We start from the raw sequence: 21,188 nt of genomic DNA on the forward strand, positions 1-21,188 counted from the left end.
CATGAATAAAACAATTTTCGGGGCGGTCGTCTTTGTTATCGCCGCATTTCTTTTTTCCTCGTCGGTGTATACCGTGAGTGAACGCAATACAGCGTTGGTGTTCAAACTCGGGCAATGGAAACGTACGGTTTCCGAGCCCGGACTGCATTTTAAATGGCCAGCGCCCATGGAAACTGTCGTCAAGCTCGACAAACGCATTCAGACAATTGAGTCGGGCGATGCAGAGCGCATCCAGACTTCTGAAAAGAAGAACCTGATCATCGATTCTTACGTCAAATGGCGCATTATTGACCCGCTGCGGTACTACATTTCTTTTGGTAATCGCCTTGATGCGGCACAGAACCGGCTGGGTGCGCAAATTCGCGATGCATTGAATGCTTCGGTGAATACGCGTACTGTTCGTGATGTGATTTCGCAAGAGCGACATATTGTGATGGATGAAATCGTAAAAAATGTCGAACAGCGTGCCAAACCGCTAGGTATCGAAGTTGTCGACGTACGTCTCAAACGCATCGAATTTTCACCCGAGGTGTCTGAGTCGGTATATGCCAGAATGCAGGCAGAGCGTAAGGAAGAAGCCAACAGCCTGCGCGCCAACGGTGCTGCCGACAAGGAGCGTATTCAGGCTGGAGCAGATCGTAAGGTACGAGTAGAACTGGCTGAGGCCGAGGCAAAAGCCGAAGTGTTGCGCGGGCAGGGCGATGCCGAAGCGGCCGAGATTTATGCTACAGCCTATGGCAAGGATCCGGAGTTCTTCAGCTTCTACAATAGTATGGACGCGTATCGCAATGCATTCAGCAGCCGCAACGATTTGCTGGTTGTTGATCCGGCCTCCGACTTCTTCCGTTATTTCAACCAGTCTGGCATCAGCGGACAGGGTTCGACTGCGGGCGGAGCGCGCCAGCCGCTACCGGTACAATAATTCGCAAAATAACCATTTGCGCGACTTACAGTTAATTAAAGAGTACAATATACTGTAAGTTTTAAGTCACTTTATCTATGCGATTCGGCTGCTTACGCAACCGGGTCGCATTTTTATTTGTTTTCTCCATTTTCGGACATGACGACAAGCAACTGGCTACTCCCTGAACATCTATCCGATATTCTGCCCGCAGAAGCGCGCCGAATCGAAGAACTGCGTCGTGCGATGCTGGATCTGTATCGCAACTGCGGTTTTGAACTGGTCGCGCCGCCGCTGGTTGAATATACCGATTCACTGTTCGTTGGCAACAGCCACGATCTTAAGCTGCAAACCAATAAATTGGTGGATCAGCTCTCGGGCCGCACCATGGGTGTGCGCGCCGACATGACCTCGCAGGTTGCGCGCATTGATGCGCACTTGCTCAATCGTGAAGGGGTGGCCCGGCTTTGTTACTGCGGCAGCGTGCTGCACGCCCGTCCTTCGGGTTTATTGGCAGATCGTGAGTTGTTGCAGATCGGCGCCGAAATTTATGGCTATGCCGGCTACGAAGCAGACTTGCAGATTATCCAGCTGGCACTGGACAGCCTCGTCCTGGCGGGTATAGAAAATGCCAGCCTGGACCTGAATCATCCGGGCGTATCGCGCGCGCTTATCGAAGCCGCGGGTCTGCAGGATCAGGCTGGCGAAGTGCTGTCGCTGCTCAAGGAAAAAGACGTTCCCGGGCTGCGGCAGTTGTTTGAGGCTACTCCCGGCGTGCCGGATGATATTGCCGCTGCATTGATTCGCCTGCCGTCGTTGTATGGCGATGTCGCGGTGCTTGCCGAGGCTGCCTCTGCCTTGCCCGATCTGCCTGGCATTCGTGCCGCATTGCAGGCGTTGCGAACCCTGGTGGAAACGCTTGACGTGACTGCGGTCGGGATAGATCTGGCCGACGTCAAGGGCTATGATTATCATTCCGGCGTCAGCTTCGCCATTTTTGGCCGTGGTTGGCCCGACGCCATTGTTCGCGGTGGTCGGTACGACAATGCCGGCACCTCCTTCGGGCGCGCGCGCGCGGCTACCGGCTTCAGTTTGGATCTGCGCAAGGTTTCTGCCGGCCTGGCTCCGGCCGAACCGTCCCGGGCCGTGCGGGCTCCGTGGGATTCAGATCCCGCGCTGGGCGAAAAGATTCGCCAGCTTCGACAGGACGGCAATGTGGTGGTTCAGTTTTTTCCGGGCACCACGCAAAGTATTGATGAATTTGTTTTCGACCGTGAGCTGATTTGCGACAACGGTCAATGGGTGCTGAAAAGTACCAACTAATCGGGTCCTGCTGATTTGTTTCAGCAGGAATGAGATGAACTTTTGTACAAAGTCACTTTTATGAGCAAGAACGTAGTGGTAATTGGCACCCAATGGGGTGACGAAGGCAAGGGAAAGATCGTTGACTGGCTGGCCGAGTCAGCACAGGGCGTTGTGCGCTTTCAGGGCGGTCACAATGCCGGTCATACTCTCTGGATCAATGGCAAGCGTACCGTCCTGCGGCTCATTCCGTCAGGCATTATGCACCCTCACGCCATTTGCTATATTGGCAACGGCGTGGTGCTGTCGCCCGAGGCGCTGCTCAAGGAAATTGAAGAGCTTGAAGCGGCTGGCCTGGACGTACGCAGTCGCTTGCGCATTTCCGAAGCGTGCCCGCTGATCCTGCCATATCACGTGGCGGTGGACCAGGCCCGTGAGGCCCGCAAGGGTGAGAACAAGATCGGCACGACGGGGCGCGGAATCGGCCCTGCCTATGAAGACAAGGTGGCGCGTCGCGCCCTGCGCGTGCAGGATCTGTACGATCTTGATGTCTTTGATGAAAAACTCAAGGAAGTGCTGGAGTACCACAACTTCATTCTGACCCAGTACCTGGGCGCCGAACCGGTATCCTTTGACGAAGTGAAAAACCAGGCGCTGGCGCTGGCCCCGGTGATCAAGCCCATGGTGGCCGACGTCTCCGCGCTGCTGTACCAGGCGGAGAAAGAAGGGCAGCAGCTGCTGTTCGAAGGCGCGCAGGGCGCGCTGCTGGACGTCGATCACGGCACCTATCCGTTTGTCACCAGCAGCAACTGTATTGCCGGCGCGGCATCGGCAGGTGCCGGCGTGGGCCCGCAACGCCTCAATTATGTATTGGGTATTACCAAGGCTTACACCACCCGTGTCGGCTCCGGCCCGTTCCCGACCGAACTGACGGACGAAGTCGGGGCCCGCATTGCGAAAGTCGGCAACGAATTTGGCGCGGTAACCGGCCGTCCACGTCGTTGTGGCTGGTTTGATGGCGCCGCGCTCAAGCGTTCGGTCATCATCAACGGCATTAGCGGCCTGTGTGTCACCAAGCTTGATGTGCTGGACGGGCTGGAAAGCATTGGCCTGTGCACCGGCTATATGCTGGACGGCAAGAAAATCGATTTGTTGCCATATGGCTACAAAGCAGTGGAAAGGGCCGAACCTATTCTTGAAACCATGCCGGGCTGGAGCGATTCCACTGTCGGCGTCAAGGAATACGATAAACTGCCGGAAAATGCTCGCCGTTTCCTGACGCGTATTGAAGAGATCTGTGAAGTGCCAGTCGATATTATTTCCACCGGGCCGGACCGCATGGAGACCATTTTACGTCGCCATCCGTTCCTGGATCAGACAGCCTGAAGGACAACAGAACATGAGTGCGCCAGAAAATTCTGACAAACATTTGTGGATCAGCTGGGATGAATATAACCGGCTGATCGAACGGCTTGCCCTGGTAGTTCATCAATCCGGCTGGAAATTCGACAAGATCCTGTGCCTGGCGCGGGGCGGGGTACGGGTTGGCGATGTGCTATCCCGCATTTTCGATGTACCGCTGGGCATTCTTGCCACAAGCAGCTATCGGGAAGCGGCCGGTACCGTTCAGGGCCAGCTGGATATCGCCAAATTCATTACTATCACCCGCGGCACGCTCGACGGCCGCGTATTGCTGGTGGACGATATGGTTGATACCGGGTTGACCTTTGCCCGAGTCCAGGAGCACCTGGTGACGCAATATCCTGCCATTACAGAGCTGCGATCTGCCGTTTTGTGGTGGAAAGGCCACGCCAAGGCGGAACCCGATTATTACATCGACCAGCTGCCCACTAATCCGTGGATTCATCAGCCGTTTGAAGATTACGACAGTTTGCGGCCTCATCAGCTGGAGGCCTGGGTAAGAAAAGGTACACAATCTTAAGATTGTGTGCTAGAATCCTTGATTATCCAAGATTTTTTTCTTCCAATTTTAAAGAACACGCCTACAATTCATGCCTAACGTACGCTTAAAAGAGAACGAGCCATTTGAAGCCGCACTTCGCCGCTTCAAACGCACTATCGAAAAAACCGGTCTGCTGACAGAACTGCGCTCACGCGAATTCTACGAAAAACCAACAGCAGAGCGCAAACGCAAGCACGCTGCTGCGGTTAAACGTCACTACAAACGTATCCGTAGCCAGCAATTGCCTCCACGCATGTATTAATGTGCACAGTTGATTCCTGACAGCTTTGTTCAGGACTTGCTGGCACGGGTCGACGTTGTCGATGTTGTTGGCAAGTACGTTCAACTTAGAAAGGGCGGAGCGAATTTACTCGGCCTTTGCCCCTTTCACAACGAAAAATCGCCATCCTTTACCGTTAGTCCCACCAAACAGTTTTATCACTGCTTTGGCTGTGGCGCGCATGGTACTGCCATCACATTCCTTATGGAGCACACCGGGGCCTCGTTTCCCGAAGCGGTGCGGTCTCTGGCTGCGAATGTGGGTATGGTCGTGCCCGAAGAGCAGCGCAGCCCACAGCAACAGGTGCGCGCGCGCGAACAAAAGGCGGAAGTCAATCGACACCAGCAGGTACTTGAGAAAGCCCAGGCACGTTATCTGGCGCTGCTCAGGGAAAGCCAGGATGCCATTGCCTACCTCAAGCAACGGGGAATTACCGGCAAAACCGCCAAGCTTTTCGGGCTGGGCTGGTCTGGCCATGATCGCAGCGGGCTAAAACAGGTTTTTGATAACTATGATGACCCGTTATTGACCGAAGCCGGCCTGGTCATCGAGTCCGATGATGGCAGGCGCTATGACCGTTTCCGCGAACGGATCATGTTTCCCATCATCAATGCGAAGGGTAACCTGATCGGCTTTGGTGGTCGGATCATTGGCAAGGGTGAGCCCAAATACCTGAATTCCCCGGAAACCCCGTTGTTCAACAAGGGTCAGGAGCTATACGGTCTTTGGGAAAACCGCCAGGGTATCCGGCAAGAAGGCTGTGTGCTTGTCGTTGAGGGTTACATGGATGTAGTGGGACTGGCGCAGCAGGGCATCGGATTTGCGGTGGCCACACTGGGCACGGCAACCACGCCGACCCATATCCAGAAATTGCTACGCACCAGCGATCGCATCGTTTTCAGTTTTGATGGCGACGGGGCTGGTCGTCGTGCGGCCTGGAAAGCCCTGAATGTGTGTTTGCCATTTCTGCGCGACGATATCTCCTTGCGATTCCTGTTTCTGCCCAATGAACACGATCCTGATTCCTTTGTGCGCGACCTGGGCCCGGAAGCGTTCCACAAAGAGCTTGCGCAGTCACGCGTGTTGTCTACGTTTCTGCTTGAAGAGCTGGCTTCTCGCCATAATTTGAACGAAGCCGAGGGCAGGGCAGCCTGCCTGCATGAAGCCCGTCCCCTGATCTCGGCCATTCCGGCTTCGGGCATCCGAACGCAGATCGAGAATGATTTTGCCAAACTGGTGTCATTGACCTCTGCCGAGTTACTGACCGACCTTGCTCGCTTTGAAGAAGCGGCCCAAAAGCGCCAGGACTGGCAAAAATCGCTGCCCGAAGCGCCCGAGAAAAACCAGGGCGCCGCCCAGGATGGTTCTCCATTTGGTTCTGGCTTTGGCTCGCCCTTTGATCTGGCGCCAGCCTCGTTTGAGCCCAAGCCGTCTGCCCGTTACGGGCGTGCCGGCAGCCGTCGGGGTGGCCGCCAGGTGACGCCGCTGGCCCGCAGGCTCATCAAGTTGCTGGCATCCAATCTGGAGCTAGTTCATAAAATAACCGATCAGCAGCTTGAAGTTTTGGGGTTTAGCCCCCAGTTTGCTTATGTAAGGGAATTTATTGCATTTGCTCAGACCACTCAGGCAACACACCTTGCGGCGCTCATACAGCGCGCCGAACCTGGATCCGAAATAGCCAATATGCTGACTGGTCTGACAATTGACTCTTTCGACGAGGATGCCTTACCCGACCCCGCCGCAGAGTGGAATGATGCGCTGCGCAAAATTGAATTCGAACGCCTGAACCAGGATAAGGAAAACCTGGTTGCTGGCGGTTTGACAACGGCAGTGGATCGCGAACGATACAAGGCCATCAATGCCCGTATCAGATTGTTAAAATAAGGGTTTTATAAATTACTCGTGTATAATGTAAAGTTTGCTCGTCTCTATATATGCGCCTCCTTTTGCTGCTTAAATAAAAAATAACAAGCGGCGAAGCAGTGCGTGGTTTTGTTGTTTTTGTTTTGTTTGTGTTGATCTGAGATTGCCGGAACTGACTATGACCAAATCCAGTAGTAAACCAACTCCTTCCAAGACAGCAGTTAAGAAAGTGACCGCAAAGTCTTCTTCTAAAACCATAGCACCAGCCAGGTCTGCCCTGAAAAAAGGCAAGACGGTGCCAGCAGAGACCAAGGCAAGTCCTTCAGTGAAAAAAACGGCGGCTTCAGGCAAAGTCAGTAAGGCCGCCAAACCGGAAATGAATGTGAAAGATACTGCTGCAAAAGTAACCAAGTCAGCGCCTTCGGCTAATCCCGGGACAAAGGCACCGGCCAGCAAAACGGCGACAGCTGCGCAGGCAGAAGTCAAAACTGTAAAAACTGTCGCTGCCCAGGCAGGTGCCAAAACGGCATCGGCCCGTCCGGCTGCCAAAAAGGCTCCAGTCAAAACGGCTGCGTCCAAAACAGCGCAGGCAAAAGCTGCCGTGGATGACACGGACCTCGATCTGGACGACACCGATCTGGATCAGGAAAAAGCCGGTAAACGCAAGCCCAAAGTAGGAACTGGCCGCAAGCCTGGTCGTCCGTCAAAAAACAAGAGCAATGACGAAGATGATGAATTCCTCGAAGCCGAAGACGGCGAAGTAGAAGAGGTGCCAGATTTCAAACCAGCCAAGCGCGGCAAACGTGGTGCGAAAGATACCAAAGAGGTATCAAGTCGCGGCCCGGTCTCGCCTGAAGAACAGGAAGCGCGGCGTAACCGTCTTAAACTGCTCATCAAACTGGGCAAGGAACGGGGCTACCTTACCTACGGCGAAATCAATGACCATCTTCCCGATGATCTGGTGGATGCAGAGGCTATTGACGGCATCATCAGTACCTTCAGCGATATGGGCATCTCTGTCTACGACCAGGCGCCCGATGCAGAAGCGCTGCTGCTGAGCGACAACGCACCCGTAGCGTCATCCGACGACGACGTGGAAGACGAAGCTGAAGCTGCGCTCACCACTGTGGATTCCGACTTTGGGCGCACCACCGACCCAGTCCGCATGTATATGCGCGAAATGGGCACGGTTGAGTTGCTGACACGTGAAGGCGAGATTGAAATTGCCAAGCGTATTGAGGAAGGGCTCAAGCATATGGTTATGGCCATTGCTGCCTGCCCGACTACGATCCAGGAAATTTTGAACCACATCCAGCGTGTTCGCGATGGTCAGGCCCAGATTGACGAAGTCGTCGATGGCCTTGTCACTGAGGACGGCGAAGAATATGCCGGTTCAGGCGTGCAGGAAGAAGACGAGAGTGACGACGGCCCGGCCGGCGGCATGAGCAGCAAGCAGTTGGAAATGCTGCGTCAACAGGCGCTGGAAAAATTCGATTCCGTTGAAAAATGGTTCGGCAAAATGCGCAGTGTTTACGAGCAAGGTGGCTATCGTACGCCCGATTACATCCGCTCTCAGGAAGCCATTCTTGAGGAACTGATGGGCGTGCGCTTTACAGCCAAAATGGTCGAGCGCCTTGCAGACACGCTGCGCAGCCAGGTTGAAGGAGTGCGTCAGCTGGAACGCGCCATCCTGCACACCTGCGTCGATCGTGTCGGCATGCCACGCTCTTACTTCATTAAAGTATTTCCCGGCCAGGAAACCAATCTGAACTGGGTGCAGGATGAAGTGAACAAGAACGCTGCCTACGCAGAAACGCTTGAGCGTTCCATTCCTGATATCCATGAAATTCAGCAAAAACTGATAGACCTGGAAAATGCCGTTGTTCTGCCCCTCAAAGACCTGAAAGACGTGAATAAGCGCATGGTCACCGGTGAAGCCAAGGCCAAGAAAGCCAAACGCGAAATGATCGAAGCCAACTTGCGGCTGGTTATCTCTATTGCCAAGAAATACACCAACCGCGGGCTGCAGTTCCTTGATCTGATTCAGGAAGGCAATATCGGCCTGATGAAAGCCGTGGACAAATTCGAATACCGTCGAGGCTACAAGTTTTCTACGTACGCCACATGGTGGATTCGCCAGGCCATTACGCGTTCGATTGCCGACCAGGCGCGCACGATCCGTATTCCGGTTCACATGATTGAAACCATCAACAAGATGAACCGTATTAATCGTCAGATTTTGCAGGAAACAGGCACCGAGCCCGATCCTGCAACACTGGCGCAGAAAATGGATATGCCGGAAGAGAAGATTCGCAAAATCCTCAAAATTGCCAAAGAGCCCATTTCCATGGAAACGCCGATTGGTGACGATGACGATTCGCATTTGGGCGACTTCATCGAGGACAACGCTACCCTGGCGCCATCAGACAATGCACTGTATGGCTCCATGCGCGATGCCTTCAAGGAAGTGCTTGACTCTCTGACGCCACGTGAAGCCAAAGTGCTGCGCATGCGGTTCGGTATCGGCATCAGTTCAGACCAAACGCTGGAAGAGGTGGGTAAACAGTTTGACGTGACTCGCGAGCGGATCCGTCAGATAGAAGCCAAGGCCCTGCGCAAGTTGCGTCATCCAAGCAGAGCTGATAAACTTAAAAGCTTTCTTGAAAACCAGTAATTAAATTTGCCGATCGCGCGTGGGTATTTGAAGAAATACTTGGCGTTAGTTAGACGTTAAGCGCAGGCCAAATTTAAATGTAGTTAGCAAGAAAAAAGCCGGAAATTGGCCGCATTTGTCAGGTGTTTTATACACAAGATAGTCTGACAGGCGGCCAAAATAATGGATACCCCCTGTAGCTCAGTTGGTTAGAGCAGAGGACTCATAATCCTTTGGTCGCTGGTTCGAGTCCAGCCGGGGGGACCAAAAAATACCTTATTTATCAGTATGTTAAAGCCGCTCACATAAGCGGCTTTTTCTTTGCCTAGCCTGTAAGTAAGCACTATGTAAGCCGTTTTGTTGCTGTCGCTAGGGTTTAAACCTGTGTATTTATGCCACGACCGTTATGCTCGATGCATATAAAAATCGGGGATGCATACTTATTGACAGTAATATCTAGTTTCGTTAGCAAACAGATGTCACAATAGAGCTATTCGTGTTTAGAGCGGGCTCGCGGCTATGAAATGGAAAAGTAGGAACCTTCGAGAATTGGCGAACATTATATGTGGCGATGCGGACCACTTTCACTATCGTTCGAGCACCTATATTACCGAGTTTTTTCAGGATTGCGATCTTGAGTTTGTTCATGATGGCTCCACTCGGCGAATATGGGTAGCAGAGAGGTTGGAGGAGGTGTTGGCGATGCCCCATACGGGGCCTTCAAGTCCTCCCGATGCATTCGTGCGAATAATACGCTCGGTTCTGGATAAAGGGGAGGCTCAAGATGGCGATCCAGACAGAAGTGCTGCTCTTTCAGCAATTAATATTGTCCTTGCTCGTGAAGGTTGGGAGGCCTTTTATGATAATCACGGAGTAGGGCAGCTACGTCACATCGCTACGAACACTATTGCTCAGCCTGCTAACCCACATCGCCCGTTGACACCGGCAGAGTCGACTCGCCGTGATCAACTAATTGTGTATCTTGAAAAGTGTTCAGAAGACGAACTAATTGAAGAAATATTGCTGCCGCTATTTCGGCAACTGGGTTTTCACCGGATTACCGCTGCTGGTCACAAGGACAAAGCCTTAGAATATGGTAAAGATATATGGATGAAATATACGCTACCAACTCTACATGTCTTGTATTTTGGTATTCAAGCCAAGAAGGGGAAACTTGATTCTGCGGGCATGGGTAAAGAAGGGTCTAGGAATATTGGTGAGATTTTGAACCAAGTTACTATGATGTTGGGGCATGAAATATTCGACCCCGAATTTAACCGTCGCGTATTGGTTGATCACGCATTTATCGTTGCTGGAGGTGAGATAACAAAACAGGCAAGGAATTGGTTGGGAAATCACCTCGATGCGACTAAACGATCACAGATCATGTTCATGGATCGTGACGACATACTTAATCTTTTTATTGTGACTAATTTACCCTTACCGAACGGTGCATTACCTCCGGTGAAGGACGCATTCAGCTTTGACGAAGATATACCGTTCTGAACGCTTTGCTTACATATCAAGTACATATTTAATGTTGGAAATAGTAATTCCCTTGAATTCATGTGGTTAGCATTTAAGACGAACTAATTTGATGTTACCTGTTCGCGAAAAGGAGTTTCTGATGGCTCAGGACAATCCGTATGAAATAGTGGAGGTTGAAAGTTATTTGCCGAAGTCGACTTCTGGTTTACGCGGTAAAGTACATATCAGGCCAGTAGTAGGTGGCAAGTATTCCACTCTCCTGCACGTTGAATGTTCGAAAAAATTATCTGCCGACTATCCTGTTGGAACACGATTCAAGATTCGCGCCACTCTGACCGACCGAGAGGATGGAGGGCAGTACCTTTATAGCTACTATAAATGGCCGGTGGAGGTTCTATCTTGAAATGCCGAGCGCGGGGTGGCAATTATTTGAGATTGATATCTTGGTTTTATTAATGCGTAGCTGTTCGCGGAAAATAGCTCCGGCTCTTGGAGATCAATAAAAATGGGTAAAAACGGCAAAGTACTCTATTTTTTATTTGGCGTGGCGGTTGCGATGGTTATTAATATTTTGTTTATTAATAACCATTCGGATTTCGAAGATCGACTTATAGCGTTATTTACTGCAATTGGCACTGTAGGTGCGGTTGTTGTCGCTTTGTATTTCTCGTTCAGTGCTGATAGACGAGAGCAAGATCGTATCGACACTGAAAAAAGAGTAGCAAATTTTTATTTAGTTACCCAGCTTAATCATATTCGAAATTATGCCCGTGGTTTTTTAGAGAAACTCCACATGGCAAACGACGATGCTGAAGAAGCTGTGAAATTTAATAATGGGTTGTTCCCACTGTACAAGCGCTTGAACTTGTTGCTTATCCCGTCTGATCTCGGCCCGCACCTAAAGTCGATACCGGAAGAATTGCATATACAATTGATCGACTTGGAAGTTAAAAAAAGTCTTTGGTCTGATCTAATCAGCATATATTTAAAATCAAAGCTCAATGGTGACATAGATGATGCGGCTAAATTCGCAAAGCAAGTTCACGATGTATGCGAAACAGCAATGAAGCTTTTGAGTGAGGCTGATGCTGGCCGTAAACGAAGTTACGATACTTGAAAGGGTTAGCTAACGCAACGTACTGACCCTGTGGTGATCGCGGCCTGTGCCGCCCGCTATCGCCCTGCAGCCGTATATACGACAACGCCCCGGAATGAAAATTGCAGGGCGTTGAAGGCTGGGTCACAAAGAAAGGAGATAGAACTAGGGGTTCTTTGCCCGAGCTGCACCCGATATATTTAGCGTGGGTCGGTGTGCTTAACCACGTTGGCGGCCGTCGGTGCCGTTGGTGCCTTTAACTGAATCGTCTTCCTATCAAGCCGTACTTGGCAGGGTCCCGTAACCACATAAGCACACAGTCGCGGATAATAGGTCCATCCGTTGCACACATACTGCCGTTGGCAATTGCTTCGTCAAAACTGTGGGCAGTTTCCATATACATGGACTCCGAAACTGGATTCGCAATATGTTCCAATCGTTTGACGCGAGCGAGCAGAGTGCGGATATTACTTGTGTTCATGCTCTGTGCTGTCCAGCGCTGTCAGTCGTTGTCCAAGCTCCAGGGCGGCTAAAAAATTTAGTTCGCGCATAATCAGTTGTTCATACGCTACGTCAAAATGCCGCTGTACTAGCGCTTTGCGATCAGATTCGGTAAGGGCGTTTTTAATATCTTCGTTCATTGGAAAACTCCAAGTTCAATAAGAGCGTTTGCCGCTTTAACTCGCAAGTCTTGGTCCGGGCAATTCTTAAGCACGTCCTTGCATGCATCAATAGCCAAAAGTCGCAGCTCTTCGCGCTCATCAGCCGTCAGGGACAATTGGAAATCTTTTGCGGGCTTGCCCGTTTTTAATTCTATAAAGCGGTCTACGTCTAAGGGTATGACGTTTATCTGGTGTCTCGTTCTTTGATCGGCGATTTGCAACGCTTCTTTAATAGCGTCAGCGTGTTGTGAGATATGCATATACGACCGATCATCGTCCACCTGTACCATAACCACACTATCGGTCGGTTGTGCTTCAAATAGTGTCACACGGTTCGTTTTGTTTTTTGACCACACGTTAATCATAATTATTCCTTGTTTTCCAATGCCGCAATACGGGCTTCAAGTTCTTCAGTGGATCGAATTTGCCCCAATGTGCCAATCGCGTCGATAATCTGCTTTGCTACATCTGAGGCGATTAATCCACGGGAAATAGCATCCAGTACCTGCTCTACCTGTTTCGCAATGGGTGCTGCTACGTTCAGATTAAATTCAACCCGTTCAGTCTGCGCACGCAGGGCAGGCATTACACGGGTCAGGATCAGCGCCGCCGCTTGCGCGTCACCTTCCAGTGCCTGCTCCACCATCTTATCTACAATGCCACCAGCGTTTTCCATCATTCGATATGCGAGTCTGGCGCGCTTGTCGATAACGCCTTTGGGCCTACCTTTTGGGTTCGGCGACCGCATACCCTTTTGCCACTGCTCATTGCCGGTGACGGGAACTGGTTTGAAATTCTTCAACCACTCCGGCTGTACGAGGTCGTTATTGGGAGGTTTTGGCTTCGTGCTGGTCATGTCGTCCTTGTGATAAGTGTCTGTCTTTGTGCGATCACAGGTTGAGCGCTTGTGTTGCTTTTGAATGCGCCTCTCGAATTGAAGCTACCTGTCTCCAGTTTGATCCCATTGCTTTTTCAATCTCCAATAAAAGAGCGGAGCCACGTTTTTCGAGGTAGTCTTTAGCATTACGAAGGGCTTTTAACCGCTGGGCAGTATCGGGGCTTACCATTTCATGATATTGACGGGTATAAATTGAATGCTCGGTATCAGACATGCCGCTTAGGTATGAGGGCGCACCGAGCAGAGCGGTAAGGGTCGTTACGTCATTCTTGTCAATTGCTTGTCGCAAGAATTTATAACGACCATTAATATCCATGCTTGCCACATGCTTGCGAATCTCTGTGTTCAAATTCCCCGTGCCTGCTTTCTGCACTAAAGGTGAAGTGAGCATCTCGTCCATGCTCTTGATCTGCTTATCCATCGTGGCGACCGCGCTATCGAATTTTTTGGTAAGACGAAGCTGCTGCGAAAGTGCAGTATCACTGACGTGAAGGATTTGCTGTTGTTCGTTCCATGTTGGGTTCTTTGATGCTACCTTGCGAGCTTCGTGCAGCTTGCCGAGGGTGTTATAGGTGTCTTGCATCAACTCTTCTGCTGGACCCAAATAGGGAGCGCTGGTTTCGTTGTATCCGTCAATCTTCTTAACGTTCTCTGGATGGAATGAGGGGCTGACGGCGGTATTGATTTCAAGGGACATTGCTTTATCTCCAAAGTTGACTTGTTAGTTACATACTGCTTGCATTATGGGAAAAACAAGCAAATTCCGCAATTTGATCAATTACATACGTCCGCTGAACAGGTAGTTCATACTTATATGGTCGAGTGCTATCTGTAATTAATATTTGAATACGGAGGTGAAGAGCCGGGCAGAGCGCTGCACGAAACCCCGTATGGTGGGTGGGTGGGTATAGTGGGCACTGGTGCCCACATTCCCCACTATACCCACCATACGGAGTATCCCCACACTACGTAGTTTTTAACTAACCGTCTTGGGACGGCAGTACCAAACTCCGCTGATATTCTGCTTCTCAATGTATCTGCCGCTGTGCTCGGCCCACCAGCGTTCGCTGAATCCGGCCGATAAAGCAGTTTGTTTAATCTGACTTAGTGGCAATGTATATCCCGGATGTACATTCTCGAACTGTGCTTTCAGCCAGATGCCAAATGCTGGCTCATTTTTACCGACTGGACCACGAGCGCTGCCGACTACGCTTTTCGGGGTTAAGGCGCTATCGAGTTCATCCCATTTCGGACGTGTGGCGGTAATGATCTTTCCGTTGTGTGGGTCAGTGTCAACGTCGACCTTTTCTGTTCGGAACTTCCATGCTCCGCCCGGATGTTCAGGCAAATTAACCTTTACTTGCATAAGCACTTTTTCGTGTACTCCTTGCCCGTTATCGTTGCTGGTCGGATCTTCCATGACGGCGCAAAGGCTGCGGCAGGTTTGAGCAAAGGCGGCAGAGCCGACAACACGATGAAGCATAGCGCGTGAAGTATCCTTTGCAAAATGGGTCACGCAGACAATAGCAATTCGATGCTCCTGCGCCAGGGCGAGCCATGGTTCTAGAATTGTGCGTAGCTGTCCCGCATCGTTTAAATCAACCTTTCTCAATTTTTGGCCGGGGAGGTAGCTTGTCACTGGATCAATAACAAGCATTTCGAAAGGTTGCCCCTCGTTTTGGGCACTTTTAAGCCATTCGTTCACACCATCAAGATCGTCCTGCATTGAAAATGTATTGCGTTTTCCTTGCTGGGCGATGCCTTGGATTTCGATGACATTGTGCAGATTTGCTCCACAAGCCATAAGCCGTGGGACAGTCATTTCTTCGATACCGTCTTCGCTTCCCAACCAGAGAACACGACCGGCTGGACGAGTATGGGTATTGCTAAATTCACCCGGCCAGCACTGACCAGTTGTAACCCTGGCGGTTATGTCAGCGAGCACAGTAGATTTTCCGGCTCCTGTTTCACCTGCAAAAATGGTGATATAACCCTTTGGAATCCATCCGGTCCAAAGCCAATCAATTGCACGTGGTAAAACCCCATTAAGAGAGCGTCCGACAAGTTTACGTGGACTGTTGATGCTATCAATACGGGCTGCATTGCTTGCAGGATTCGCCCACCCGTGTTTTTGAGCCTGTGCAAATACAGATTGGTAGCTGCTTCTATTCCCGCCCAGTTTGTCCCATTTTCTCGACGCTTCTTGAGCGTTATATTTTTCAGAGGTGGCAGACCAATCCAGCCAGAGTCCGCGACCAACGTCACCAAGTTCACGTAGTGCCATTCCCATGTTAGTCCAAAGGTGATAGTCATCAGAGCGAAGGCTATAAAGAGCGGAACGCAACTCTGTTACGGTCTTAGCATCAACCGAGATAATTTCGGGTGCCGTTGCAGGCAATGCCGGGCTGCTTATTTTGTCATAACGAGGTGCTAACTTCTGTCCAATGAAGTTAGCTAGGCAGGTAAAACCTTTATCCCGGATAGGGCGTTCGGTGACTGTGAAAAATCTGCCGCCAGCGTATGCCTCAATACCGGTACCGTTCGATCCCAGAGTAGGAAAGTGTCGCCCGTATCCGATTGCATGTGCCCCGGTGCCACTAGGACTTATTTCAACATAGCCGGGGACTATATTTGCTACATCTGAGAGTTCATTATCTGGAATATCGTCAAGATCGATGCCTTGCCAGTGCCCGCCATTTTCGTCAGGCCCAAGAGCAAAACCAAGATACCAATTTCCCCCACGTGTCGTTAGTGCGGTTTTGGCCTCATCATAGGAAGCGAATTGCGTCCGATCATCGTTAGAATCAAGTGTTCCACTCCTTTTCTGCCCATTGATGTAGTACGGTATTTTCTTTGGAGAAGCAAGAAGCCAGCGCTTCGCTTTTTTCATTTGCGAGAAGGTGGGCAGCTCGGGCTGTGCGACGGCAGGGGCCACGTTTGTACTGTCGGTGTCGCGTGGGTATTGATCGCTACCTTGCGTGGCCTGTGTCGGCGGTAATACATTGTGGTCAGTATATTCACTATCTAACTGCTGCACGGGTTCTGTCCCATGCGCTACACTGGGTTCAATCATATTTTGTCCTGAATGTGGTTGCTCATTCTTGCCCCGGCTTATGTCGGGGCTTTTTCTTGGTAGTGCTTACGACGCAAGTACACGTCACGTATTCGAAATAGCTAAGTGCGTGATGCGCTTGGATTATTTTCGGAGTGAACATGGTCTACAGGGGAACCTGTTCGAACGAAATACGCCGCGATTCCAGGAACTGATCCAGATCAGCAACCTTGTACATGCACTGCTTTCCGGGCTTGTAGAAGGCGGGGCCTTTGCGTTCGCTGGCCCAACAGGTAAGGGTATTGAATGAGATACCGAGATATTCGGCAGCTTGACGACGATTGATACGGTCGGAAGGGGTGAGTGTTGACAGGTTTGACATTACGTACGGCTCCTGAATCTCTTTCACTGCACTGGTTATGTTATTGGCAGTGAAAGAAGGGCGACCCTACGATTATTTTTATGACGGAGGCCAGGAAGCTAGGAAGAAAACGGCCTGCGCAGCGGAGAAGCTGAGTGACAACCAGTGTTGTTACTGGCTGGGTATACTTAAGCATAGCGGAAATTTTTATTTGTCACAAGGCTAGGATCAAGAACTATTTTGGGTTTTAAATTCCTGGGCTTGCCTGATTATCCAATCCGCAACATCCTGAACTTCGGGCAGCAAATATCGGAGGTCGCGAGTCTGTGTGTAGTGCTTAAGGGTAACAGTGGCAGGGAGGTGATTCGTTAATATCTCTGCCTTCCATAATTCGACTTTGCATTGAACGCAGATGGCGATAAAGGTCCTCCTCAAATCATGATTGTGAAGGTGCATGCCAGCAATTTCACTGACCTGCCCCATAGTGCCCCGCGCATCTTGCATGTGGGGGACCTTCGACCCAGCGCGGGACGGGAACACATATTCTTCGTTCTTACTACGGCATGCAAGACGGGCATCAAGCAGCGATTTTAACTGTGTGCTCATGGGGATCGTGACCACATTATGGTTCTTCGTTTCCTTCAATACAAAGTAGGGCGGCTCCTCATCCAAGTGGACTTCTGACCACCGCAGCGCTGACCCCTCGCCAATGCGAGCACCAGTCAGGATCAGGAACATGACAAGGTGTGCAGCCGCATTGTCAGCAGGCACAAAGCGCTCGGTACTGGTGCGCCCAACCAATAGATTCCACACTTCCCCGATTTTGTTTAACGGCACAAATTCCTCTTTGGTTTCTTCCTTATTCCATTGAACGATTTTGAAGGCTTGGACCACAGGGTTGACCGGGAGGATAGGGTAACTGCCATCTGGCGCGACATTTATCTCACGAGCCCAATTGCACAGGGCCCGCAGGTTACGAAAGGTCTGGTTAGCTGTAGTCGGTGCGGTGTCCGATAGCAACCGAAAGCGTTTTACACATGCCTCACGTGTAATGTTGGCTACCCGTTTATCGGCCCAATCTGACAGCGTCTTTGTCACGCACTTAACGATGTCGGCTTTGCTGCTGGGTCGTAGCGGGCCATGTTTTGTACGTTTGTTCTTGATGTAGTCTTCCATCACTGCCCGAAGGGTCATTTCCTCTGCTTTCTCTTTTTTTTCTTTAGCAAACGGGTTAATTCCCGAGTTCATTTCATTCAATTTGCCTTGGGCCTCAGTTCTTGCTACACGAGGCTCCATTTTCTTACAGTTGCTTATGGTATAGCGGCAGGTCTTGCCCTTGACGCGACCCTGAACAATATAGCTCTTGGCACCGTTGGCGGTTACACGGACCCCGAAACCCGTTAACCCCTCGTACCAGTAAAATTGTTGACCAGATTCTGGCACGGGCAGGGCGTCAATTGCCAGTTTGGTAAGCGCTTTGAATGTTGCCATTTTGGGGTGATTCCTTTCTTATAAAAGTGCATAGGATTGTTGGCACATATTCGCCCTGACATCGCTATGGTTATCACCACTCGTATGCTCAAATATGGCGAAAAATTTTATGTAAGCGTCGTTGTAAGCAGTACAAACATAGTTATGCATATTTCAATATAGGGGTATTTCGCCATAAGACATTGATTATTATAGTTTAATATGTCGAAACATATGCAAGCATTGCTACCTAAATACCCTATACAGGTAACTCATAATCCTTTGGTCGCTGGTTCGAGTCCAGCCGGGGGGACCAAAGAAATCTTTTAGAATCAAGCAATTAGCCGCTCCGTCAAGCGGCTTTTTTCTTGTCTGAGTCCTTGGTGTGGCGTAAGTGTGGCGTAAATTCCGTCGCATTGACGTAATTTGCCAAATGGCCAGCATCCAAATGGGCATACTTCTGCACCATCTCGATCGTTTCCCATCCCCCCAATTCTTTGAGCACCATGAGCGGCGTGCCCGATTGGACATGCCAACTTGCCCAGGTATGACGCAAGTCATGGAATTTGAGCGGTTTGATGCTCGATAAAATGGCCGCGCGATCTAGCGTGCGCTTGTCTACTTGAGTCACACGCATGCCACTTTCGCGTGTGAAACAATGCTCAGTCCCGGCCGCTTCTCTTTCCTCAAGGAGGGCGATTGCTTCACTGTTCAACGGCATAGGGCGTGATCGGCCATTTTCAGGACGGTGCCACCTAGGAAATGCTTCCACAAAATTGATCGGACGGTACCCATTTGAAAATGAATTATGGTCGACAAAAAGATAGCCATGACAATTGGAAGAGTTTTCGCTAGTAGCACTTTTATCATAAGCCCTCTCAGCAGCTTATGTGTAGGGTACGCGCTCCATAAAGCGCCAGCATAGACAATGGAACGACACGGGCCGACATTGACGGACAGGTTTCTCAAGATCTTATCGGAATAGTTATTGAGGGGGATCAGGCGCTCCGGCAGCTGAATGCGCTGCAGGACTGGGCAGAAATAGTTACGACGGACCAGACGGCTGCGCCAGGCAAATAGCCTCATCGCCGTGCTGAGCCACATTAATCAGCTTGTTTCGCTCCTGGCATCCCGAGCAGATGAAAAAACAGCCGTCCCTGTTTATTTCCACCTCAACAGCTTGAAACATGATGTCCAAGCCGCAATTTACACACGTCCACATAGCGCATGCCTCTGATCGGTCATAATTTGGTAACAGACATCGTAGACCTGTCGTGTGACGCTTTTCTTACCGCCAGCCAACTTGAGTCACTATCCCAATAGTGATTGCACAGACTGTCGCCGATTCCTGTCTACGCTGACAATTAGTTCAATATTTTTCATATGCCATTGTTTTTATTTAAAAATCATTGATTTTCTACTGACATCTGTTAATAATTTGTCTATAAAATATTTCAATTATTTACAAACGTAAGGGTGAATAAGCTAAGTCACCCATCAAATAAACCAATTAACAGGATAGGTGAACCATGGCAGATATATATATTGATGATTCCATAGATCAACTGACAGTTGATCAAGCTGACTACGAAGTAGACGGTACGCTTAATGTGCAGGTGGGGGTTAGGAGCCTTTATCTTGGCGATTTAATAATCACAAATTCGTCCGATTCTCCTGACGCGCTCAAGTTGACAGTCTTGAAGGAAGACCCCGAGCTTCACCTGATCCAGCCTACCAATTTATTTTTAGACGATGGTGCTAATGTCAAACTTGTTGCGTATGATGCATCGACGGATATTGAGCCCTATCTAAGGATTGATAATGGTTCCACGCTTGAACTTACCCCAGAGTTGCTATCCAGTGGGCAAGTCCCTTTTTATATTCGGGTTTTGGGGAGCAGCAAGCTTATATATGACTCGACAGGAACCAATATTGATCAGTCCAGCTCAGTGATTCACTTAGATGTTATGGAGCCTGGTTCCGAATTACAGGTTATCGGCGCTGATAGTTATAGTTATATCGATGATGTGCTTACTTTCAAAAACAGTGATGGTGAAATCGTTGGTAATTTCAAAGCCCCATGGCTGAATGACCCTATGGAATTGGAAGGTGACATACTGACAATCACATGTTACTTAAAAGGAACACACATCGCGACACCCGACGGGGAAGTCAAAGTCGAAACCTTAAAAGCGGGTGATAAAGTACTGACCGCTACTGGTGGTGTTGCCACAGTCAAATGGCTGGGTTTTCGCAAACTGAACAGAAACCGCATCCCCGAATCTCACGTTTTACGCGCTTCTCCAATTCGTATTTGTAAAGGCGCTTTCGCTGAAAATACTCCCCACCGTGATCTGACCGTCTCTCCTGGCCACCGGTTCAACTTTGATGGTGCCCTGGTTCCCGCCCTGTCCCTAGTCAATGGCCTGACAATCATCCAGGACTTCGATGTTCAGCAGTTCGAGTACTATCACGTTGAGCTGGAAAAATTCGACATGCTACTTGCCGAAGGCGCTGCTGCAGAAAGCTATCTGGACGTTGGCGATTATCGCCAATCATTTGAAAACGCCCATACCGTTGCCGCGCATCCTGATTTCGGGCCTGCGCCTGAGCGTGTTGTTCTGCCTGATTACGTTCAGAAAATTACACCTGAAATCATTCAACCCATTCGCCAGGAACTGTTCGGTCGTGTACAGGCATTGACTGGTGCAACGCGCTCAGGTGACGCCAATCTGCGTATTGAGGCAAATGGTGTAATGATCGCTTCACTGACTCCATGCGCTAAACGCGGAGTGTATCGTTTCGAGCTCCCCACAGGACTGCAATCTGACATCCGCATCCTATCGAACTCAACTGTCATACGTGAGACATCGCTCAACAGCCGTCGCGATATGCGCATAGTTGGTGTTGGTCTGAACGAGATCGTTCTGGTTGTAGATGGTATTCGTCATCAAATTGATATTACAGATAAGTACCTTACGGGCTTGCACGATGTTCAGGAGGTGAACAACACAAATATGCGCTGGACGACGGGCGAGGCAGTAATTCCGGCAAACCTAGTGCCGGCATCAAAAGGTTCTATGGTCTTGGAATTGAGTGTCTTGCGTACAAATATGTACTGGACGTCCGGCGAGCAGCTAAAAGCACGAAAAGCAGCCTGACAGTGGACGCATTTAGCAATCGGCTATAAGGAGAGCCG

At 50.2% G+C, this 21,188-nt stretch carries 19 protein-coding genes and 1 tRNA gene; 12 read left to right on the forward strand and 8 right to left on the reverse strand.

What is annotated here, in order from left to right; all coding sequences use genetic code 11:
* The first annotated feature begins 1 nt into the window (after window position 1).
* The 11 genes from hflC to INT32_RS18290 all read left to right on the forward strand — a co-directional run bounded on the left by hflC (window position 2) and on the right by INT32_RS18290 (window position 11,567).
* Window positions 2-922: a protease modulator HflC gene (hflC, locus tag INT32_RS18235; RefSeq protein ID WP_193090135.1), complete on the forward strand. Its 921-nt coding sequence runs from the start codon at window positions 2-4 to the stop codon at window positions 920-922.
* 138 nt (window positions 923-1,060) lie between these two features.
* Window positions 1,061-2,224, forward strand: a complete 1,164-nt coding sequence (locus INT32_RS18240; RefSeq protein ID WP_193090136.1) for an ATP phosphoribosyltransferase regulatory subunit — start codon at window positions 1,061-1,063, stop codon at window positions 2,222-2,224.
* A gap of 60 nt (window positions 2,225-2,284) precedes the next feature.
* Window positions 2,285-3,589, forward strand: coding sequence for an adenylosuccinate synthase (locus INT32_RS18245; RefSeq protein ID WP_193090137.1), 1,305 nt, complete (start codon window positions 2,285-2,287; stop codon window positions 3,587-3,589).
* Window positions 3,590-3,602: 13 nt separating this feature from the next.
* The gene (locus INT32_RS18250; protein WP_193090138.1) at window positions 3,603-4,145 is read left to right on the forward strand and encodes a phosphoribosyltransferase; all 543 of its coding nucleotides are present in this window, start codon (window positions 3,603-3,605) and stop codon (window positions 4,143-4,145) included.
* Window positions 4,146-4,215: 70 nt separating this feature from the next.
* Entirely contained in the window at window positions 4,216-4,428 is a 213-nt protein-coding gene (gene rpsU / locus INT32_RS18255) for a 30S ribosomal protein S21 (RefSeq protein WP_014750883.1), read from the forward strand.
* 9 nt (window positions 4,429-4,437) lie between these two features.
* Window positions 4,438-6,330, forward strand: a complete 1,893-nt coding sequence (dnaG, locus tag INT32_RS18260) for a DNA primase (protein WP_193090139.1) — start codon at window positions 4,438-4,440, stop codon at window positions 6,328-6,330.
* A gap of 157 nt (window positions 6,331-6,487) precedes the next feature.
* On the forward strand, window positions 6,488-8,983 hold the full coding sequence (gene rpoD / locus INT32_RS18270) for an RNA polymerase sigma factor RpoD (protein WP_226817271.1): 2,496 nt from the start codon (window positions 6,488-6,490) through the stop codon (window positions 8,981-8,983).
* 169 nt (window positions 8,984-9,152) lie between these two features.
* A tRNA-Ile gene (locus tag INT32_RS18275) sits at window positions 9,153-9,229 on the forward strand.
* Window positions 9,230-9,481: 252 nt separating this feature from the next.
* Window positions 9,482-10,468, forward strand: coding sequence for a hypothetical protein (locus INT32_RS18280; protein WP_100697222.1), 987 nt, complete (start codon window positions 9,482-9,484; stop codon window positions 10,466-10,468).
* Window positions 10,469-10,589: 121 nt separating this feature from the next.
* Window positions 10,590-10,853, forward strand: a complete 264-nt coding sequence (locus INT32_RS18285; RefSeq protein ID WP_193090142.1) for a hypothetical protein — start codon at window positions 10,590-10,592, stop codon at window positions 10,851-10,853.
* Window positions 10,854-10,955: 102 nt separating this feature from the next.
* Window positions 10,956-11,567 (forward strand): hypothetical protein, encoded by a 612-nt coding sequence (locus INT32_RS18290; RefSeq protein WP_193090143.1) that lies wholly within the window; start codon window positions 10,956-10,958, stop codon window positions 11,565-11,567.
* A gap of 446 nt (window positions 11,568-12,013) precedes the next feature.
* On the opposite strand, the gene INT32_RS18295 is transcribed toward INT32_RS18290, so the two are convergent.
* From INT32_RS18295 to INT32_RS18330, 8 genes are all read right to left on the reverse strand, one after another.
* A complete protein-coding gene (locus INT32_RS18295) occupies window positions 12,014-12,187 on the reverse strand; it encodes a hypothetical protein (RefSeq protein ID WP_193090144.1) in 174 nt (57 codons plus the stop codon).
* Window positions 12,184-12,573: a hypothetical protein gene (locus INT32_RS18300; protein WP_193090145.1), complete on the reverse strand. Its 390-nt coding sequence runs from the start codon at window positions 12,571-12,573 to the stop codon at window positions 12,184-12,186. Before INT32_RS18300 ends, INT32_RS18295 begins: the two co-directional genes overlap by 4 nt.
* A 2-nt stretch (window positions 12,574-12,575) precedes the next feature.
* Window positions 12,576-13,064 (reverse strand): DUF5681 domain-containing protein, encoded by a 489-nt coding sequence (locus INT32_RS18305; protein ID WP_197707272.1) that lies wholly within the window; start codon window positions 13,062-13,064, stop codon window positions 12,576-12,578.
* Between the two features lie 34 nt (window positions 13,065-13,098).
* Window positions 13,099-13,803 carry a hypothetical protein gene (locus tag INT32_RS18310; protein WP_100697216.1) on the reverse strand — a complete coding sequence of 235 codons (705 nt, stop codon included), beginning with the start codon at window positions 13,801-13,803 and terminating at the stop codon, window positions 13,099-13,101.
* 279 nt (window positions 13,804-14,082) lie between these two features.
* Window positions 14,083-16,179: an AAA family ATPase gene (locus INT32_RS18315; protein WP_193090146.1), complete on the reverse strand. Its 2,097-nt coding sequence runs from the start codon at window positions 16,177-16,179 to the stop codon at window positions 14,083-14,085.
* Between the two features lie 145 nt (window positions 16,180-16,324).
* Window positions 16,325-16,540 (reverse strand): helix-turn-helix domain-containing protein, encoded by a 216-nt coding sequence (locus tag INT32_RS18320; RefSeq protein ID WP_193090147.1) that lies wholly within the window; start codon window positions 16,538-16,540, stop codon window positions 16,325-16,327.
* 207 nt (window positions 16,541-16,747) lie between these two features.
* Window positions 16,748-18,010 carry an integrase family protein gene (locus tag INT32_RS18325; protein ID WP_193090148.1) on the reverse strand — a complete coding sequence of 421 codons (1,263 nt, stop codon included), beginning with the start codon at window positions 18,008-18,010 and terminating at the stop codon, window positions 16,748-16,750.
* 331 nt (window positions 18,011-18,341) lie between these two features.
* Window positions 18,342-18,761, reverse strand: a complete 420-nt coding sequence (locus INT32_RS18330) for a tyrosine-type recombinase/integrase (RefSeq protein WP_370540256.1) — start codon at window positions 18,759-18,761, stop codon at window positions 18,342-18,344.
* Window positions 18,762-19,518: 757 nt separating this feature from the next.
* Here INT32_RS18330 and INT32_RS18335 point away from each other — a divergent pair.
* The gene (locus tag INT32_RS18335; protein WP_193090150.1) at window positions 19,519-21,150 is read left to right on the forward strand and encodes a Hint domain-containing protein; all 1,632 of its coding nucleotides are present in this window, start codon (window positions 19,519-19,521) and stop codon (window positions 21,148-21,150) included.
* Window positions 21,151-21,188 lie beyond the last annotated feature (38 nt).

Source organism: Advenella sp. FME57 (genome assembly GCF_014897675.1).
Classification (GTDB): Bacteria; Pseudomonadota; Gammaproteobacteria; order Burkholderiales; family Burkholderiaceae_B; genus Advenella.

What these genes read in the sequence shown, in the direction of transcription:
- hflC (WP_193090135.1), top strand. Translation starts at nt 2, where the DNA reads ATGAATAAAACAATTTTCGGGGCGGTCGTCTTTGTTATCGCCGCATTT.
- INT32_RS18240 (WP_193090136.1), top strand. Translation starts at nt 1,061, where the DNA reads ATGACGACAAGCAACTGGCTACTCCCTGAACATCTATCCGATATTCTG.
- INT32_RS18245 (WP_193090137.1), top strand. Translation starts at nt 2,285, where the DNA reads ATGAGCAAGAACGTAGTGGTAATTGGCACCCAATGGGGTGACGAAGGC.
- INT32_RS18250 (WP_193090138.1), top strand. Translation starts at nt 3,603, where the DNA reads ATGAGTGCGCCAGAAAATTCTGACAAACATTTGTGGATCAGCTGGGAT.
- rpsU (WP_014750883.1), top strand. Translation starts at nt 4,216, where the DNA reads ATGCCTAACGTACGCTTAAAAGAGAACGAGCCATTTGAAGCCGCACTT.
- rpoD (WP_226817271.1), top strand. Translation starts at nt 6,488, where the DNA reads ATGACCAAATCCAGTAGTAAACCAACTCCTTCCAAGACAGCAGTTAAG.
- INT32_RS18280 (WP_100697222.1), top strand. Translation starts at nt 9,482, where the DNA reads ATGAAATGGAAAAGTAGGAACCTTCGAGAATTGGCGAACATTATATGT.
- INT32_RS18285 (WP_193090142.1), top strand. Translation starts at nt 10,590, where the DNA reads ATGGCTCAGGACAATCCGTATGAAATAGTGGAGGTTGAAAGTTATTTG.
- INT32_RS18290 (WP_193090143.1), top strand. Translation starts at nt 10,956, where the DNA reads ATGGGTAAAAACGGCAAAGTACTCTATTTTTTATTTGGCGTGGCGGTT.
- INT32_RS18295 (WP_193090144.1), bottom strand. Translation starts at nt 12,187, where the DNA reads ATGAACGAAGATATTAAAAACGCCCTTACCGAATCTGATCGCAAAGCG.
- INT32_RS18300 (WP_193090145.1), bottom strand. Translation starts at nt 12,573, where the DNA reads ATGATTAACGTGTGGTCAAAAAACAAAACGAACCGTGTGACACTATTT.
- INT32_RS18305 (WP_197707272.1), bottom strand. Translation starts at nt 13,064, where the DNA reads ATGACCAGCACGAAGCCAAAACCTCCCAATAACGACCTCGTACAGCCG.
- INT32_RS18310 (WP_100697216.1), bottom strand. Translation starts at nt 13,803, where the DNA reads ATGTCCCTTGAAATCAATACCGCCGTCAGCCCCTCATTCCATCCAGAG.
- INT32_RS18315 (WP_193090146.1), bottom strand. Translation starts at nt 16,179, where the DNA reads ATGATTGAACCCAGTGTAGCGCATGGGACAGAACCCGTGCAGCAGTTA.
- INT32_RS18320 (WP_193090147.1), bottom strand. Translation starts at nt 16,540, where the DNA reads ATGTCAAACCTGTCAACACTCACCCCTTCCGACCGTATCAATCGTCGT.
- INT32_RS18325 (WP_193090148.1), bottom strand. Translation starts at nt 18,010, where the DNA reads ATGGCAACATTCAAAGCGCTTACCAAACTGGCAATTGACGCCCTGCCC.
- INT32_RS18335 (WP_193090150.1), top strand. Translation starts at nt 19,519, where the DNA reads ATGGCAGATATATATATTGATGATTCCATAGATCAACTGACAGTTGAT.